The sequence below is a fragment of the Halodesulfovibrio aestuarii DSM 17919 = ATCC 29578 genome, assembly GCF_000384815.1.
Lineage (GTDB): Bacteria > Desulfobacterota > Desulfovibrionia > Desulfovibrionales > Desulfovibrionaceae > Halodesulfovibrio > Halodesulfovibrio aestuarii.
On sequence record NZ_ARQF01000020.1, the window covers coordinates 623,130 to 641,476 of the forward strand.

The following is an 18,347-nucleotide window of genomic DNA, read 5'->3' on the forward strand; positions in this document are numbered from 1 at the left end:
TTATTTGTTTAGTACCTTGATCTTATACTTCTTCTATTTTTTGAAGAAAGTAGGGAGCTCAATGCCGCCCATCATCAATGAACGCTGAGTCTCATAATCAAGACCTTTGAATTCACCCATTTTTATTTTGTAGAAAAACGCGCCGAGTAGAGTCCAGAGTACCAGTGCAATCCAGGATTCTGTGCCGATGGAACCAGGGGAACCTGGAACGGTAAGAAGCAGGATACAAATTATGGAGCTCACAGAGCCAAACGCCGCAAAAATAATCTTTTTCGAGGTTTTCTCTTCACTTCGGAACGCTACAGCAACTTTGTATGCAGCAAGACAAGTGTAGAGGTAACCAATAACCGTACCAACCGCAGACATATCTACTACCCAGTTCAGTACCTCACGACCGAAGAACGGTGCGATGATGGTAAGCAGGGTTACGAACACAATAGATTTGTGCGGGGTACCATGCTTTGGATGAATATCTCCAAACCAGCTTGGAAGGATTCTTGCGCGGCCGATGCTGAAGAGCAAACGGGATGATGCGATGAAGAAGCCGTTAATACCGGTGAAGATTGCTGCTGAAACTGCGATTGCGAGAATCACACTACCTGCTTTACCTAATGAAAGGTGAGCAACGTAGCCAGTAGCCCAAGGTACATCCATAGCTAAAAGCTCTTTGTAAGGCATAAGACCAGCTACAGCGAGAGTAACCATTGCGTAGAGCACAACGCCACACAGAATTGCGGTCACCATCAGTTTAGTTGCCATCTCATGCGGAAAATCAAATTCTTCAGCAGCCTGAGGAATGGTATCAAAGCCAACGTAAAGCCAAGGTGCGATAGCTACGATTGCCATGATAGATGCCATTGGGCTGCGATGCTCTGCAAACAGTGGGAACAAGTTGGAAACTGAAGAAGTTTCATGCAGGGTCGTTCCAGCAAACAGCGCAAAAACGCCACCAACCAGTGCAATTGCGAGAAACACCTGAATTTTACCAACAAGATCCGCACCACGGTAGTTGATCCAGCCACAACCTACGAGAATAGCAATAAGCATTGCCAGTTCGCCGGCGTAAATGTCCCAACCTACGATTGTGTACAAATATCCAACTTCAAATACCCCTGGAAGGAGGAATCTAAAAAGCAGCGCAAGCGCTGACGCGTTAAGTGCAATAATACAAATATAACCAAGCGCTAATGCCCAACCACATACAAATGCAGCTGTAGGGCCGAATCCAACATATGCAAATACAAATTCGCCACCAGCAACTGGGTACTTCCCGATCATGTCACCATAGCTCATGGCAACAAAAAGAAGCATCACTCCGCCAAGTGCGAAACCGATGCACGAAGCAAGTGGTCCCGCGGTTGGCAAAAATCGCAGTGCAGGCAATACAAACGCGCCCCAACCTAAAATTGCGCCAAGCGCAAGCGCCCAAGCCTGACTAGGCTTAATCGTCTTTTTTAATGAAGTCTGTGTCTCAGCCATAAAACTTATGCCCTCCAAAACCTTTTGCGACAGTATCCGTCGCTGTAATCTCTTTTTTGGCGTAAACCAATACACCAAACCTATAGAGTAGTATGTAACCTGTCCCACGAAGTTCATTCTACTGCTTTGCAACACTCCCCTAAAAGCAAACCTTGTGCCAATTATCACATCTTACACAACCCTACGCATTATAAGGTTTTTTCACTGAGCGTCTGATGAACCTGAAATAATGAGTGAGTCATTCTTGCATTGATTTTAAAAAAAACTTAATGAGATGTGTAAATTTTCTGAAAAAACGATGCAAATTTGAATTACTACAAAACGAAGGATGCTATGCCAACAACTCGAGCCATGACACCACCCTCCACAAATGAGAATTTTTTCTCAACCATTCTTTGCAAAGGAAAAGAATGGGTTATTGAAAAGCACACCAACAATCTTTGCACACTTTTCCCTTCATTTTCACAAGCTGAAGCGCCTGAGTCATTTCTGCATCACATTCGACAACATACACTTCCTGCAGATGCTTTACAGCTCGCAACTATGCCGGAAGGCGCAACAGTTTTTGTTAAAATTCAGAATGTTAATTACTGTGTGACGTGGCACTGGATCGATGAAAACACTGAATACCGTTCAGTCACGGTTTACAGCATCAACAATGAGAGCTTCCAAAACGCAGCCCTCCATAAAGAAGAGCTCGATGTCCTTTTTGAATCAATGCATGATGGCATTTGGGTAATTGACGGGAACGGTATTACTCAGCGCGTAAACAAAGCTATGGAGCGCATCGCTGGTATCAAAGCAGAAGAAGTAATAGGCAAGCACGTCTCAGAAGCGGTTGAAATGGGCTATACAACAACGTGTGTAACCTTGAGAGCTTTAGAAGCAGGCCACTCTGTAACAATGTTTGATGACTACAGCAATGGCGTACGTTGCCTTAACACCAGCACCCCTATCTTTGATGCAAATGGTGAAGCATGGCGAGCAATTGCATGTATCCGAGACATCAGTGAACTGAAGACATTGCAGACAAAGCTCAGTAAATATGAACTGGAAGCACAAGTATATAGAGACAAATTAAAAACTTTAGAAAAAGGTCAAGCTGAAGGAATACTTGGTAACAGCCCTGTTATGCTGCAACTTTCGCAGGACATCCAGCGGGCTGCGCACGTTGACGCTCCAGTGCTTTTGTTAGGTGAAACCGGTACTGGTAAAACACTCACAGCCGGCACTATCCACAAACAAAGCGGACGCGGCGAAGGACCCTTTATATCTATTAACTGTGGGGCTATTCCGAGTGAGCTTCTAGAAGCAGAACTTTTCGGGTATGAGGCGGGAGCATTCTCCGGCGCTTCCGAAAAAGGCAAGGCCGGAATGTTTGAACTTGCAGATGGAGGAACGCTCTTCCTTGATGAGATTGCCGAACTTCCTTTACTCATGCAGGTTAAGCTGTTGCACGTTCTTGACGGTGACGGCTACCGAAAGGTCGGAGGAACCACACAGCTGAAGCCTAATGTGCGCATTATTGCTGCAACTAACAAATCTTTTGACAAGCTGCTTGCTTCCGGCACCTTCCGGGAAGATCTGTACTACCGCCTGCGCGTTCTTATTGTGTCCATCCCGCCATTGCGTGAACGCGCAGAGGATATTCCATTACTAGTACAGCACTTCCTCACCAGTGCGAATTTGAAATACAATCTTCGTAAGGCTCTTTCACCAGACCTGCTTTCGACACTTTCTCAAAACAGTTGGCCGGGCAACGTCCGAGAACTTCGTGCAGCCGTAGACTACCTCGTTGCCATGTGTGATCAGGATCTTATTACTCCCGACTATCTTCCGCCGCATTTTCTTTCTGCAAATGAAAACTGCGGAGCGACGATACCAAGCGTCACTCACATCAACATGAAAGATGAAGTAGAAAATCTGGAGCGCAAGCTTATCAAACAGGCATTAACTGAAGGCAGGAGCACATACAAAGCTGCAAAACTACTCGGAACCAGCCAGTCAACCATTGTCCGCAAGGCTCAACGATACAAAATCGGCCTCGTCGAGGTAAGCCACAATCTCTCGTAAGAGTATATATCGAAAATCAGATCACCTTCGACTTATTCTTTTGCATCAAACCTCTGTACTTATGTACAGAGGTTTTCTTTCGACTTTGCGCTTTTTTTACTATACGCATTTATGAATTATTTTTGATAGATGACACTTTAATATCTAAAGAAAACGGCTGTACACAACCTGATTACCTGAACGATTTTTTTTCACCGGAGACCCCCTATGTACTCTCGTCACTTTTTTTCCCGTATTCTATTCCTTACGCTGCTTCTCGCAATGGTTTGCGGATGTTCTAACCGGCAGTTCATCTCCGGCACAAAGACATACCAGAGCAAAGATTGCATCCGGGTTCTAGATATTAATGAGGACGAAGCATGGGAAATTGGAGTTGCCGTTGCGGCAACTACGTTCGACAGAGTTCAGGCAACACCGGGTACTAATTTAATACATGCAAACCATTACGGCCCGATTATGGGGCAAGCCCGTGCGACCATTGAGCCAATTGAACTCCGCTCAAAGACTAACAAAAATCTTTCAGGCTTTGTTTACGATGTGTATTCAAAAGGTAGCGGACTCAACCGCACCCTTGTTCCCAGCTATATGGCAAGCGATTTTGCAACAGAGTTGCAACAATACATTGAGACACAACAAATTCGAAGCAATGTTCTCTGCGGTTTTGAAAAAAGCTACCCAAAAGGGATGTTAGGACGCGCTACGGGAACATGCTGGCTCGTAGATTCCCGTGGCTATCTTGTTACATGCGAGCATGTTGCAGGTAACAAACGTACTCTGGAAATTGTTTTGCCGAACGGTACCACCCGAACTGCGACTGTCGTTCTTACCGACAAAACTAATGATTTAGCCATTCTTAAAATTGATCCGCTTCCGGAAGCATACCGCCCCATTCCTGTTGCTCTTACTACACTCAGCAATGTTGGAGAATCCATATACATCCTCGGTTTTCCAAAGGGAGAAAAAGTCGGCAACTCCCTCAAAATGTCAGACGGCATCATCAGTTCTTTGCTCGGCTTTCAAAATAATACCACGGAATACCAACTCAACGCCCCTATCAACGGCGGAAACAGTGGCGGCCCTGTATTCAACACTCGTGGTACAGCAGTAGGAGTTGTTAGCTCCAAGCTGGTAGCACTTGGCACGGAAGGTATCGGATACGTTAAAAAAACAAACGGACTTGCCTTACTTTTTGCTCAGGTTGGAATCTCTCCTCTGCCGTCAATCAACAAGACTTTTGCAGCAGAGGAAATTTACACTCAGTACAGAAACTCTGTCTTCTTGATTAGGCGCTACTAATTTACCGCACAATTAATGACAGTTACTATGCCGCGCATATGCATAAAAACAATATAATATATTATTTCAACTAATTATATAGAAACGTTCTCTTTTGACGAATCAGCCAAGATGATTATATAGAGAGCGGCTGTATAGTAATCACAATCCGCACCATATACATTTCAGATAAAGAGTATCTAATGAAGCCAGTAACCGAACCCAAAACGGTTGAGGTCAAAATTGACCCGCGCGATATAAACAACGCCACAATTATCCGTAAGGCTGCGTTACGAAAAGCTGGATTACCGAACACTCCGGAAATTCAGTCACATGTAATACGCCGTTCTATTGATGCGCGTTCCCGTAGTCCTCAGTTTGTATGCCAAGTGCAGTTGGGCGAAGCACCACAAGAAGATTGCGGCTCCATTTTTTGTCCGGAAAAACTAACCGGCAAACGCGTTGTTATCGTCGGTGCTGGGCCTGCCGGATATTTTGCGGCACTTACTCTTTTGGAAAAAGGAATTAAGCCGATCATTCTCGAACGAGGTAAGGATGTAACAACTCGGCGTTACGATCTTAAAAAGATTCAAGCTGACGGAGTTGTCGACCCCAATTCAAATTACTGCTTCGGAGAAGGCGGTGCTGGAACCTATTCAGACGGAAAACTCTACACGCGTGCAACTAAACGCGGCAATGTGAAGCGTATTCTTAATCTGTTTATTGAAAATGGTGCCAATCCAGATATCCGAATAGATGCACATCCACATTTGGGCTCCAACATGCTCCCCCGCATTGTCAGCAGTATGCGTGAATCCATCATCGCAGCCGGTGGCGAAATCCACTTCGGCGCGCAAGTTGCTGACCTCATTATAGATGGTGACACCGTTAAAGGAGCTGTCCTTGATACTGGAGAACGTGTTGACGCAGATGCAGTTATTCTGGCCACTGGCCATTCTGCGCGTGACATTTTCCACATGCTCGTCCGTAACAAGGTGGCAGTAGAGGCAAAACCGTTTGCCCTCGGCGTTCGCATCGAACATCCGCAGCCGCTTATTGACCAAATTTTCTACCATCAGTCACCGCGTCACGAAAATCTACCCGCAGCAAGCTACCGCATCACAACGCAAGTTGAAGAACGCGGCGTATTTTCTTTCTGTATGTGCCCTGGCGGTTTTGTTGTACCGGCATCAACGGCTCCCGGAGAACTCGTTCTTAACGGTATGAGCATGTCCAGCCGTAGCGCACCGTTTGCAAACGCCGGACTTGTTGTTGAAATCCGTCTCGATGACGTAGGAGGTGATCCTTCAGATCCCCTTGCAGCTCTTGCCTTTCAGGCCGCGGTTGAAAAAAACATGTTCAAAGCTGGTGACGGGACATCTCAAAAAGCCCCTGCGCAGCGCGTGGGCGATTTTATTGCGGGAAAAACTTCTGGCTCCTTACCGGAATCTTCCTATGTACCAGGGCTGTACTCAGCGCCACTGAATGAATTATTACCGCACAATGTTGCTGACAGACTTGCCAAGGCGCTTCCTGTGTTTGGCCGAAAATACAAAGGGTTCGATTCCAATGAAGCTAAAATGATGGCTGTGGAATCCCGAACCAGCTCTCCGGTGCGAGTCCTGCGAGACCGCAAAACCTTGGAACACCCTTCCGTGCGTAAACTTTATCCATGTGGTGAAGGCGCAGGCTATGCAGGGGGCATTGTCTCTGCTGCAATTGATGGAGAGCGAGTTGCAACTTCAGTTGCAGCTTCACTTTGCGAATAGAACCTGATTTCGACTAGGCAGTCGCTTAATATAAAACAAGCCCTTATCTTTTCTGGATAAGGGCTTATTTTATATATTCGTACTTTTTGCATTGACAGCATCAATCATGAGGGCTACTAATCAAATCACTGATTGAGCAATCAATCTAAGATACACGATGCATTTCCGCTCGCATCACTGCTCTACCACCACTTAGCAGGTATCGAACTCATAAATTTCTTTATGAAACGCTCTTCGAAACCCCTTCCTCACCAGAAGGGGTTTTCTGTTTCCTTCAATTGAATTCTACAATAAATCTAGAATAATATATTTTTTCAAAAATTCCTGCCAACCACGCGAACTCGTCTCCCACGATGTTTGCCCATCTTTTTTTGCTTAAAAAAAAATTTTCTACAAGGTTCTAAAAAAAGCGCTTAGCTGACAAAAAAATCGCAGTAAGCGCCTATTAGCGTTATTAACGCAGATCAAAAAACGACAGAAAGAAAAGTATCTCAGTCAATATTACAAGCTAATAGCCCAACTATACCAACTCACTAAATTTTCTGCATCGCTCTATAAATTCCAAAAAAATAGTTCCATCTTCAGGCACAGAATCTACAAATACACCGAGCGTAATACCACCATCCCGTATGGTTACCCGTTTAATAACTGCATCAACTGTCACCGGAGCTACTGCACCCAGCGGTCTAATATCTAAAGAAATTTTCTGATCTTCCAGAAAAGGGCACTCCTGAGACTCTACGCAACTACCCTGTCCCCCCTCAGCCAGCACAACCTTACCGCCGTGCTCAGAAATGTTTATCAACATTCCCTCACAAGACAGATTTCCATGATGTACCGTTACAGGGGAAAAACAGTGATACCGAGTCTCATTTCGCAATTGCATCTGTTCAATGTCTTGCGGGAAGTGCAGAATAACTTGTGGAAAAGGTTCAGTTAAATATCGCGCAACAGTTGTTCTAAAACCACAAAGAACACCATCATTGTTACTTACACAGCGCACTGTAACAACATCTTCTGGCAAAAAAGCAAGAGAGTTCTTGTTCTTTCCGGTTTCAACAAGAAGATATTTATCCTTTTTGAGTCCGACAATTTCTCCCCAACAACGTTGTCCCGTACTAGCTAACTGAATATTAAGATTTTCACCTATATTCATAGTAAACGAATCCACTCCTACACTTACGTTTTTTCAAAAAAAGCATTAACACCGTCTTTCGTTAATAATCAGAAATCATAAACTAAAGAGAATATGAAGCCACCCATCCAAAACTGTATACGGCATAACAAAAAAGCCGGAACACATAAGTGTTCCGACATATCGTAAAATAATTATGTAAAAGCTAGATATAAACCCGTCGAACACGCGCCATAAGGCGTGTAACTATTTCATAATTAATAGTATCCAGCAGTTGCGCTAAGTCGTCTGCAGTAACAGAAGTATCACCTTGCTTGCCAAGAATCACTACTTCGTCACCACACTCAGCGCTTGATTCGGGCCCAAGGTCAATCATTGTCTGATCCATACAAACTCTGCCGACAACAGGAAAACGCTTGCCATGAACAAGCATTATTCCTTTAGAAGAAAGAGCCCTGTCATACCCGTCCGCGTATCCAATAGGAACAACGCCAATCCGAGTATTACCTTTACACACATAAGTATGACCATAGCTCACGGTCGTACCGCATGGGGCATCTTTCACGCTCACAAGAGAAGCCTTCACCGCCATGCCGGGCCTCAGATCAAGCAGACTGCGCTCAACACACTCCGATGGATATAACCCGTACGTAATAATTCCAGGACGCACCATATTAAAATGTGCTTCTGGCATAGTCATAATTGCAGCACTGTTAGCAGCATGGATAAAGGGAAATTCAACACCCGCAGCTTTCAGAGAATCAACAGTCTGCGTGAACAGCTTCAACTGCTGATGTGCGTTGTCCAGACAGTCCGCGTCGCTTGCGGCAAAATGCGTATAAATACCTTCCAGATGAAAGACACCGTGCTCCGCAATATTCTGCACACGATCAACAATGGACGATTGCCCGGGGACGCTCTCCGGAAGTAAACCTAACCGCCCCATACCAGTATCAATCTTAATATGGACAGTAAGTTTTGCTTTGGCACAATGTAGAAACGACGCCAAACGCTCGGCGTATTCACAAGAATGCACCGTCTGCGTCAGCTTCAGATCTACTAAACGTGGCGCACAGTCAGGAGGAGTATAGCCAAGAATCAAGATAGGCGCTTTAATTCCTGCATTTCTCAAGACAATAGCTTCACTCAATCTGGCGACGCCCAAATACTCAACACCTTCTCGTACAACAGCATTTGCGACCTGAATTGCTCCATGGCCATATGCATTGCCCTTAACAACAACGAGCATCGCCTTCTGGTCACTAATAACCCGACGAATCTCCCGTATATTGTGACGAATTGCAGAAAGGTCTATTTCAGCCCAAAGAGGCTCTGAATGCAGCATGTTTCCTTCCTTAGATGTGATACGTCTCTCTTTTCCCCTATATAGTCTCCATACAGAAATTATGTACAGTAGAGTACAGTCCAGCACTTTTGTTTCTACAACCAAACAGTAATCTTGATAAAATTACACTGAACTTGAAGGCATCAACACACAGCTGTCCCGTCACCCTTCATGCAACACAACTTCCGTCCTTCCAAGTTATCCCTATAAATCAAAAAACTACCAAAACTGGACAACATGGCAGGAATTTTTTTACCAAATTGTAAACTGAAAATAAAGTTAGAAACTGACAATTGGCAACTCTAAAAGACTAGAGTGAACATGGTTCCAGACAGAACGTCCGGTATTTTTTCAACATATCACAAAAAATATTACCCTTCGTTGTGCAATATCTTCCAATCAGCTTCGACCATCTTCAACAACGCCTTGCTTTCCTCCTGAAGAATACACAACTTGCCAAAATTCGGAGTTTCAGTCACTCGTTGCAACAACAAAGCATCTCGATCAAACCATAAAGGAAGCACTCCGCCAAAGAAAAAGCCCTCTCTACGTGCGGCTTCCACGGCTACAGAACATCCGTTACGCCACAAGGGAATAACAAGTTGATATATAGACATACCCTGATGCTCCCTAAGCACCTCCGCAAGACGTTCAGCAAATCCATCTCCTACAGATTCCACCTCTATCTTCAACAAACCCGCTTCGGCTAAAGAATTTGATGACAATACGGATTTCCCCGTTAGAGCAATCTCCTTTTCTCCCATCGTATCCTTTAAAAGAGAACGATCAAGCCCTGTCCATCCATATAGTTCACGAAGCTGTGCATCGTAACGTTCAGGTAAATATACTTCATCAGGAAGATTTTGCAGCACAATAAGGCTGTCTAAAAGAGAGATACGCCCGTACTCACCAGCCTCCCCGGGACGGGACGGCATTGGTTCAATTTCAAGTGCGCAAACCCGGGCTTTAAAACGTTGGCAGAGCTTTTGTGAAATAAGGTGGTCGCACACACTCTGACCAAAAAGACCCTCAAGCCCAAGATGTTCTGGCGGATTATTATGACTTTTACTAACCAACCGCAGACCTAGTGATGTCCCCCGATAATCAGGATGCACGATCCAAGAACCACCCTCCAGAATCTTCGTGCTTGGAGCTGACTTAAATAGAGCATACAAACCAACCACGTCACCTTTGGACGTACGTCCGACGACTTGAAACATATCGTCGCTCACGTTGATGCGGACTAATTCTTCAGGGTCATAGACATGGTCCACCGGAAACATCTCGCCATAGACGGCATAGTATAGACGCGCCACGCCGAGCGCATCTTCAGGTCTGAAAAAATCTACCTCAACCTTCTGCCCCGGTTCGATGACGTACGCCTCTTCTCTCAGTCGTGCCAGATTTTGTTCTCTGCTTGCTTTCACTTTCATTCTCCATACGCACTGCCCATCAGGGCGCCTGTGGCGATACTCACGGAAGGAAGGATCCGGATCGAAAATCCGGCTGACTTCAACATCCGGGGTACGAGGATCGCTTAAGGTTAGATATTTTCAGGAAGAAAAATTTACAAAAACAAATATCAGCTAAAAATTTCTGTCAGGACTACGCAAAACTCCTCCAGCACAGACTCCTTCACCAAGCTGACACGAATCCAGTTAGGAAAACGAAAGCCAGTCATGGTACGAACCAGAAATCCACGACGCAAAAGTTTGCGCTGCAGTAGAGTGTCTGAAATTGGCGTCCGGATCATGACATAATTACCCTCGCCAATAATATAATCAAAACCTAACTTTTCACATGTATCGGCAATCAGTTTGCGCCCACTACGCACCATATCCAACGTCTGTCCAATAAATGGAGACCGGTCCAACAGTGCAGCCCGTGCTGCCATCTGGGCAGTGGTATTAACAGAATAGGCCACATGTGCACGACTAATTATGTCAGTGACGTCCTCACCGGCACAGAGATAGCCCACACGCAACGCGGCTAAGGCGTACATCTTTGAAAATGTTCGAAAAGATACGAGGTTAGGATACTCGTCTTGCAATTTAATACAGTCAGGAAAGTCCGGCTGTTCCACGAATTCACAATAGGCCTCGTCCGCCACCACAATGCATCGCCCATCCACAGCATCCAGAAAACGACGCATAGTCATTTCGTCCCAGTAGGTTCCGGTTGGATTATTGGGATTGCAGACAAAAATAAGCTTGGTTCGGGCATCAACAGCAGCCAACATGGCATCTGGATCAAAACGATAGTTTTGATCCAACGGAATCAAACGTGCTTCAATACCGGAGAACTCTGCAACCCATTCATAAACAGCAAATGTTTTATCTGCAGTAATAATATTGTCGCCCGGTTCACAGAATGCCTTAACAACACTCGAAATCAATTCGCAGGAGCCGTTCCCCACCAAAAAACGTGACCGATCCGGTCCCAATTTTTCGGACAGAGTATCACGCAGATTCTGACTATCGCCATGAGGGTAAATAGGGATTATACCTGCATTGATCTCGGCCAGCAGTTCTCGCACGGCAGGCGAGGGCCCCAATATGTTCTCGTTGTTGTTCAAACGGTGCAGGTGATTAAGACCGTAAAGCCGCATCAATTCAGCATCCGGAGGACTAGGCCGATATGGATCGAAAAGCCGGATATGTTCCGGAACCAGATTATCAAGCTTCAGAGACATGACGGAAAACCAATGTATCAGACTGCCCACCGTGGGGCAGTAGAAGTTCAGGCCGGAAGCCACACCGACACAGGGAACTGCCTATGGCAGCGTGCCATCCTTTAGACAAGTCTATTTCAAAAAAAATGTTTCGGTAACCTGCGGAAGTAAGAGACGCGACATGCCGGCCAAGGTTATCACCCATGTCTGCACCGTTGAGTTCCGGGTAAAGGAAAGCCTCACTCAGGGCGGGGCTCAAACGTGCGCCGATAACTGATCCCGGTTGAACGACTTCGCCGAGTTCGCTCACAGGACGTAAATCACGGACCAGTTCCAAGGCATCGTAGCGGCTACGCAGAAAATCAGCGAACTCCGAGTGCGTCCAAACCACCGCGCCGAAATCCTCTTGGAGCATTCGGCCCCAGACGGAATGCATTACTGGCTCCGAAGCACCTTCTAGCAGGTACGGCAGCTCAGCCATAAGTTCGAAGCCATGGTCAGCCAGCGACTGTGTGCCCAAGCTATTGAACACGTTCTTGGCTCTGGTTCGTCCCACAGCCTGCAACATGGCGTTGACCAGTTCCCCGACGACAGAACCATCCGTAGAAAAATCATAAGGTCCGAAGAAAGTGACGCTCTGTTCGGAACGCATTTCCCAAAAAACTATTCCACACAAGTGACCGGACGCATCACGAGCTTCTATGGCAAACAACTCCCCAGCCCCAACCAAATCTGCCGTTCTACCCGGACAAGCACACCACTCCGGCACAACATGCTCCGGATAAAGCGCAGTAATCGCGTTACACGCTTCAAACAACGAGTCTGCATCGCTGACGCCGGAAAAAGTCATCCGCCCTTGCAAACAAATGCGTTCCACTGGAAAAGGCTTCAGCTCAGGGTATACCTTGTCTACCCGTAAAGCGAGCTCCATCCTCCGACCATCCAGCCTAACACGAAAGCCGTCAGACATCCGCGCAGCCAATAACAATGGCAGACAAGTCCAGTCTCCATTTTCTCCGTCAATATTAGGCGCAGAGGCCAGATTCATTGCGGAAAGGTCAACATCGGCAGAGACAAAAGAAAAACTAATCTCAACACCGGTGGGGATGGTTCGGATAGTCGTTTCAATATCGCCCACATCGACCGATGCGAGAAACAACAAAAGCTCCTCGGCGCAATGGACCAAACGCGGAATCTTAGCGCGGTCCAATCTGAAGACGGCACCAGCCTGCTCGGCCGCTGCCTGCAAAAGTCCAGCCCATTCAGCATCAGCATGAAGCCGGAGACGGATACACGGTGCTGCGGTGTTCACAAAAAGCCTCACTGACGAAATTGATGAAAAACGGCGTTCTTGCCGAACGCCTTTACAAAAGGCTCGCCGAAAAGCTAATCACAAGAAAGGGTTGCAACAAACTCCCACGAACCATCTACTGCCATATTGAAAGGTAATACCATGCTTCTTTTTTCCAAAAATGACAACTCGTTATTCTCTCCAGAGTTCTGCCTCCTCATGGGAGTCACCTTTCTAGCCTTCTGCAATATTTCCCTGTTCTACGGTCTGAACGACTACCTTAAAGCAAACGACATTCCCTCATTTTGGCGTGGTGTGCTAATCGGGCTGGAACCGTTCACAGCCCTTGTGTTCAGACCTTTAATCAGCCCCTTTCTGACCGTGCGCAACAGTGTATCCGTAGTTGCAGCCGCTTTACTGATCCTTATGAGCGCATTGTTTTCCTATTCTGTAGCCGACACCCTCTGGACCCTCGCTATAGTCCGCATCGCTCACGGTCTGGGCTTCGTACTGCTCGTATCAGCGCTGGCAATGCTATTAGTGGCATCCCTTCCACCCGACAGGGTGGGACAAGGCTTCGGAGTCTTCGCTATAGCAGGTCTGTTGCCCTATGCCATCCTGCCTCCGCTTATGGAGCGACTGTTGCCGCTGGCAGGCAGCGAACCTCGCATCTACGCAATGTTTGCGCCAGTACTACTTCTCGCACTGGCCTCACTTCCATACCTGCGCAAACGCATCCTACAATCGGAACGAGACAACATTGCCGAATTTCGCCGCCCCACTCTAGCTGACATTCGAGCCGGTCTCCGCGAGCCTGGCGTTGGACGACTGCTGACCGCAAACGGGTTACTCTTCACAGCCACAACCGTAGTCTTCTTTTTCATGAAAGACCGGTTGGTAACGCTCGACACGCTCAATGCAGGGCTCTTCTTCAGCGTTTCCACAGCTGGCACAATCGGCGTACGCGTGTTTTGCGGCAAACTTCTAGATAGGATGGACAGATTCGCCATGCTTCTGATGGTGTTACTAGCGTTAGCAACGGTTATCGCTCTCTTCAGTCTTGCGGGAGAAGCCTCCACACTTCTCATCCTAGCCGGAGCCTACGGGATATGTATGGGATTGGCTGTTCCGCAGCTTAATGCGGCTATGTTTGAAATTTCCCCACCGCAGTTACGTGGCTTCAATATCAACCTGATGCTATTTACCATGGATGCCGGTTACGTTTTCGGGCCACTGATAGCCGGAGGACTGCTGGCTATGGGAACGTCAACTGCCCACCTATTCGTCTGGTTTGCGGTCTGCCCGCTGCTGGGAGGCATTCTTGCCGGAAGTCTTCGACGACGATAATCAAAATGCAATGGGGGGCAAGCTCCTTTTTAAAAAGAGCTTACCCCCCCCCCAAAAAAAACACGTTAGAAAGCGTCACTGAATAAAGTAAACAACCGGCCACTAAAAGACATCGACCAACCCGAAATTACAACCTGTTTTAAAGGGTACTATTGGGTACTCGTTGTTTTCCAAATATACTATTGAGAGCTAGAAACCTACCTTAATTCCCGTCGGATCAGCCGCCTGTTCAGCCAGTCGAAGCAACAGATTAACAGCCACTTCCATTCGGTATTCTGCAGAAGCACGAACATCGCTGATGGGGTGAATCGCACGGCGTACGCTTTCCCCGACACTACGAAAAGTATCCAGAGTCGGAGCGCTTCCAATAAGCTGGGATTCAACATCCGAGCAGCGGACTACAGTCGGCCCAACACTACCCCATGCCAACCGAGCTTCAGTGATCACATTACTTTCGACTCGAAGCAGCGCAGCCAGACTAACTACGGCGATAGCCAACGCCTTACGCTTCCCAACCTTTTCAAAATACCCAATAGTACGACCTTGTGGCACAGGCACAATCACAGCGCCAAGCAACTCGCCTGAAGCCAATGAGGTTCTCCCGGGAGCCACAACAAAATCAGAAATAGGTATACACCGTTTCCCTGAGGACGAATAAATTTCCACTTCTGCTCCCAGCACATGCAAAGGCGGCAGGGTATCCGCTGCCGGCGAAGCCGTGCATATATTGCCACCAATGGTGGCCATATTGCGCACTAAAGGGGACGCAAAAACCTCGGCTGCGCGGTGCAGCAAAGGCAACCGTTCTCGGATATCCGTATTGTCCAGAAGACCACTCATCGTTGTAGCAGCTCCGATGCGAATCCGGTCTTCTTGAACCTCAATGCACGAGATATCTGCGACCTTCTCCATACAAACGACTATCTCTGGAGTTTCGGAACCGGCACGCCGTTTTACCAACAGGTCTGTCCCTCCGGCCATAACTCTGGCAGTAGGATTAACCTGTAAAGCATCCAGAGCCGCCTCAACAGAAGTCGGAAAGAGAATGTTCATTCACCCCTCCCGTGTTCTTTCTGCAATCGCTTTGCAGCATCCTCCACGGCATCCACTATTTTATGATAGCCTGTGCAGCGACAAAGATTGCCAGAAAGGGCATCACGAATTTCCTTACGGGTCGGATCAGGATTACGCTCCAAAAATTCCGCTGCGGTTACAGCGATCCCCGGTGTGCAATATCCGCACTGAACTCCGCCAAGATCGGCTAAGGCCTCCTGAACAGGATGAGGTCCATCCGTACCCAACCCTTGAGCCGTGGTTACAATGCAGCCGTTCATCTGCGCGGCCAACATTAAACAGGAAAGCCGAGTCTCTCCGTCCACCAGCACGGCACAGGCACCGCATTCGCCGGTTCCGCAGCCTTCCTTAGGAGCAGTCACGCCACAGTATTCCCGTAAGACGTCAACGGCGCGCAGTCCCCCGTCTACATCAAGAGTTTGTTCTTCGCCGTCCAACACAAAAGAGATGATCATGAATTGCCTCCGCATAGTACTTTCAAAACTCGTTCCGGTGTAAAGGGAGCACGGATCATGGGCAACCCCATGCGCAACAGGGCAGATGCCACTGCCGGAAGCGGACCATTCATACCCACTTCACCAATACCTTTCATCCCGAACGGACCAGATTCTTCCTCGGTCTCCACAGCATGGGACTCGATATCCGGAAGATCTCCGGAGCCGGGAATAACATAGGTACTGAAGTCAGTAGTTCGCAATTGCCCGTTTTCGGCAACACAATCCTCCCAGAGTGCGTATCCCAGCCCCTGAGCTACCGCCCCCTGTACCTGCTGTTCGAAATTCTGCGGATTAAGCACCCGGCCTCCGTCAGTGAAGGCCACATAGTCACATACAGTCACAAGGCCGGTAAGTTCATCCACCTCCACGCGTGCAAGGTGCGCAGCGTAAGGAAAAATTAAGTGAGGAAAACCGAGCCTGAAACTCTCGCCGCCGTCGGGCATATCGTGCGTTACAGGCATCATTGCCTCTCCGATGCAGACCCTGTCTTCCGGATGAAGCATACCTGCCAGAACTGCCAAGGGCAGTTCCCGGCCTGAAGACGTATGGCGAACAGCGCCCGGTACAAGAGAAAGAGCAGAAGCTTCGTCCGCCATGAGCACCATGGCCGCCCTGTGCAAAAGCTTATCCCGCATGGCTTCGCATGCCTGAATCAGCGCCTTGCCATAGGTGTACGTCGTCCGCCCCGCCGAGGATGAACCGGAAGGATGCGACCGTTCCGTGTCAGGCTGCACCAATTCCATTTGAGACTCATTCTGATTCAAAACTTCGCAAACGATCTGCACGAAAGTAGGACTGTTGCCCTGCCCCATGTCACTGACACTATTATAAACCCGGAACCGGCCATCTCCGGTTAACCGGATCTTAGCCACGGCCGCGTCAGCCAGCCCTCGACCATATCCCATACCATTATACACAGCGGAAATACCGACCCCGCGCCGAGTCAGAGGCGGTGCACTTTGTACCCATTCATCACGAGACCGCCAAAACTGATGGTCCTGCAATCCGACCAAACATTCTGCCATTCCGGTAGAGCCGGTCATGACCACGCCCACCCCGTTCTTGTCCCCCTGACGAATCGCATTCTTAAGCCGCAGTTCCAAAGGGTCCATGCCCAATCTAACAGCCAGCCTGTCCATCATGCCTTCAAAGGCAAAACAAACTTGAGCCACACCAAAACCGCGAAACGCCCCAGCAACAGGGTTATTGGTATATATGCAGCGTCCGTTGGCCTCCAAATATTCCACGCGATAAGGCCCACTGGAGTGCTCCAAACCAAGGGCCATAATCTCCACCCCAAGATGAGCATACGCACCAGAGTCGTAGTCCAAATCACAGATCAAGGCTGTTAACGTCCCATCCGCCTCGGCACCGAGACGAAAGTGCATTCTTGCCGCATGACGTTTGTATCCGGCGAGCATACTTTCCTCTCGACTCCACCACATCTTGACTGGTCTTCCACCGGCATGCATGGCGGCCAGAGCCAAAAGGCACTGAACCGTTGATCCGTCCTTACCTCCGAACCCGCCTCCAAGAAAAGGGGCGGTAATATGCAACCTATCCGGCGGCAATCCCAAAGCCCGGCCTATTTCAAAACGGTCACGAAAGGGAGCCTGAGTAGACACCGTCATATGCAAGGTGCCATCCTCAGCCATATATGCTGTACCGTTTTCTGTTTCCAAAAAACAGTGTGCCTGCTGAGGAGTAAAAAAAGTCTCTTCAATAACGACCGGACAACGAGCTAGAGCAGCTTGTGCATTCCCCTTACGCAACGAAGCCTGCTTAAGGACATTGCCCGTCTCTAAATCGTGAACCAAAGGTGCGTCGGGTGCCAAAGCCGCATCCAAACCGTCCACTACAGGAAGTGGTTCTATATCAAGCACAATAGCAAGCAACGCCTCAGCCAGAATTTGCCGTGTTTCGGCTACAACCAACGCCACGGCATCACCTGCATGGCGAACCTTGGTGCCGCATAATACTGGCATGTCCCAATGAATAAACCCCTGCCTGTTCTCTCCTGGAACGTCTTCAGCGGTTAACACCGCCACAACGCCGGGTATAGCTCGAGCTTGAGTTGTGTCTACACCGCGAAGCAACCCATGGGGTACACCTGCGCGCAACGCCCCCGCCCAGAGCATGCTCTCCGGATATTCGTCCGAGGCAAAACGCTCCCTGCCGAGTGCCTTTTCAGGAGCGTCAAAACGGCGGGATCGTGAACCTATGGTCTGCGTAGAAAGCATGGAACCTCCTGATTTGATTAGCACGAAGCATTATACACCCCTCAGGGATTGTCAATCAAAGCGAAGTTCAAGCAGGGTCAAGACTATCGGAACAACAATTCGGCCTGTTCAAATTCGCAGAGATCATCATAGTCACCATAGCGGGGTGGTG

At 48.0% G+C, this 18,347-nt stretch carries 13 protein-coding genes; 4 read left to right on the forward strand and 9 right to left on the reverse strand.

The features are described from left to right. Positions 1–33 precede the first annotated feature (33 nt). Positions 34–1,479 (reverse strand): APC family permease, encoded by a 1,446-nt coding sequence (locus F461_RS0108780; RefSeq protein ID WP_020000783.1) that lies wholly within the window; start codon positions 1,477–1,479, stop codon positions 34–36. 333 nt (positions 1,480–1,812) lie between these two features. Between F461_RS0108780 and F461_RS0108785 the strand changes: the two genes are divergently transcribed. The 3 genes from F461_RS0108785 (at position 1,813) to F461_RS0108795 (ending at position 6,596) form a co-directional block, all read left to right on the forward strand. Beyond that, a complete protein-coding gene (locus tag F461_RS0108785; protein WP_026364703.1) occupies positions 1,813–3,552 on the forward strand; it encodes a sigma-54 interaction domain-containing protein in 1,740 nt (579 codons plus the stop codon). A gap of 207 nt (positions 3,553–3,759) precedes the next feature. Continuing rightward, the gene (locus F461_RS0108790) at positions 3,760–4,848 is read left to right on the forward strand and encodes a S1 family peptidase (protein ID WP_020000785.1); all 1,089 of its coding nucleotides are present in this window, start codon (positions 3,760–3,762) and stop codon (positions 4,846–4,848) included. A gap of 182 nt (positions 4,849–5,030) precedes the next feature. Continuing rightward, positions 5,031–6,596 carry an NAD(P)/FAD-dependent oxidoreductase gene (locus tag F461_RS0108795; protein WP_020000786.1) on the forward strand — a complete coding sequence of 522 codons (1,566 nt, stop codon included), beginning with the start codon at positions 5,031–5,033 and terminating at the stop codon, positions 6,594–6,596. 520 nt (positions 6,597–7,116) lie between these two features. Here the strand turns inward: F461_RS0108795 and F461_RS0108800 are convergent. The 5 genes from F461_RS0108800 to F461_RS0108820 form a co-directional block, all read right to left on the reverse strand. Continuing rightward, positions 7,117–7,752 (reverse strand): PilZ domain-containing protein, encoded by a 636-nt coding sequence (locus tag F461_RS0108800; RefSeq protein WP_020000787.1) that lies wholly within the window; start codon positions 7,750–7,752, stop codon positions 7,117–7,119. A gap of 184 nt (positions 7,753–7,936) precedes the next feature. Further along, the gene (alr, locus tag F461_RS0108805) at positions 7,937–9,076 is read right to left on the reverse strand and encodes an alanine racemase (RefSeq protein WP_020000788.1); all 1,140 of its coding nucleotides are present in this window, start codon (positions 9,074–9,076) and stop codon (positions 7,937–7,939) included. A 371-nt stretch (positions 9,077–9,447) separates the two neighbouring features. Further along, complete coding sequence (locus tag F461_RS0108810; RefSeq protein WP_020000789.1) at positions 9,448–10,509, reverse strand: hypothetical protein; 1,062 nt, start codon at positions 10,507–10,509, stop codon at positions 9,448–9,450. 149 nt (positions 10,510–10,658) lie between these two features. Then, positions 10,659–11,768 (reverse strand): pyridoxal phosphate-dependent aminotransferase, encoded by a 1,110-nt coding sequence (locus F461_RS0108815; protein WP_020000790.1) that lies wholly within the window; start codon positions 11,766–11,768, stop codon positions 10,659–10,661. Next, positions 11,752–12,906 (reverse strand): hypothetical protein, encoded by a 1,155-nt coding sequence (locus F461_RS0108820; RefSeq protein WP_235633758.1) that lies wholly within the window; start codon positions 12,904–12,906, stop codon positions 11,752–11,754. Before F461_RS0108820 ends, F461_RS0108815 begins: the two co-directional genes overlap by 17 nt. Positions 12,907–13,200: 294 nt before the next feature. Here F461_RS0108820 and F461_RS0108825 point away from each other — a divergent pair, with 294 nt between their 5' ends. After that, a complete protein-coding gene (locus F461_RS0108825; protein WP_020000792.1) occupies positions 13,201–14,385 on the forward strand; it encodes an MFS transporter in 1,185 nt (394 codons plus the stop codon). Positions 14,386–14,574: 189 nt separating this feature from the next. On the opposite strand, the gene F461_RS0108830 is transcribed toward F461_RS0108825, so the two are convergent. From F461_RS0108830 to F461_RS0108840, 3 genes are read right to left on the reverse strand one after another with little or no spacing between them, the layout of a single operon-like run. After that, positions 14,575–15,438: an FAD binding domain-containing protein gene (locus F461_RS0108830; protein WP_020000793.1), complete on the reverse strand. Its 864-nt coding sequence runs from the start codon at positions 15,436–15,438 to the stop codon at positions 14,575–14,577. Then, positions 15,435–15,914, reverse strand: a complete 480-nt coding sequence (locus tag F461_RS0108835) for a (2Fe-2S)-binding protein (RefSeq protein WP_020000794.1) — start codon at positions 15,912–15,914, stop codon at positions 15,435–15,437. Before F461_RS0108835 ends, F461_RS0108830 begins: the two co-directional genes overlap by 4 nt. Continuing rightward, a complete protein-coding gene (locus F461_RS0108840; protein WP_020000795.1) occupies positions 15,911–18,196 on the reverse strand; it encodes a xanthine dehydrogenase family protein molybdopterin-binding subunit in 2,286 nt (761 codons plus the stop codon). Before F461_RS0108840 ends, F461_RS0108835 begins: the two co-directional genes overlap by 4 nt. Positions 18,197–18,347: the final 151 nt, after the last annotated feature.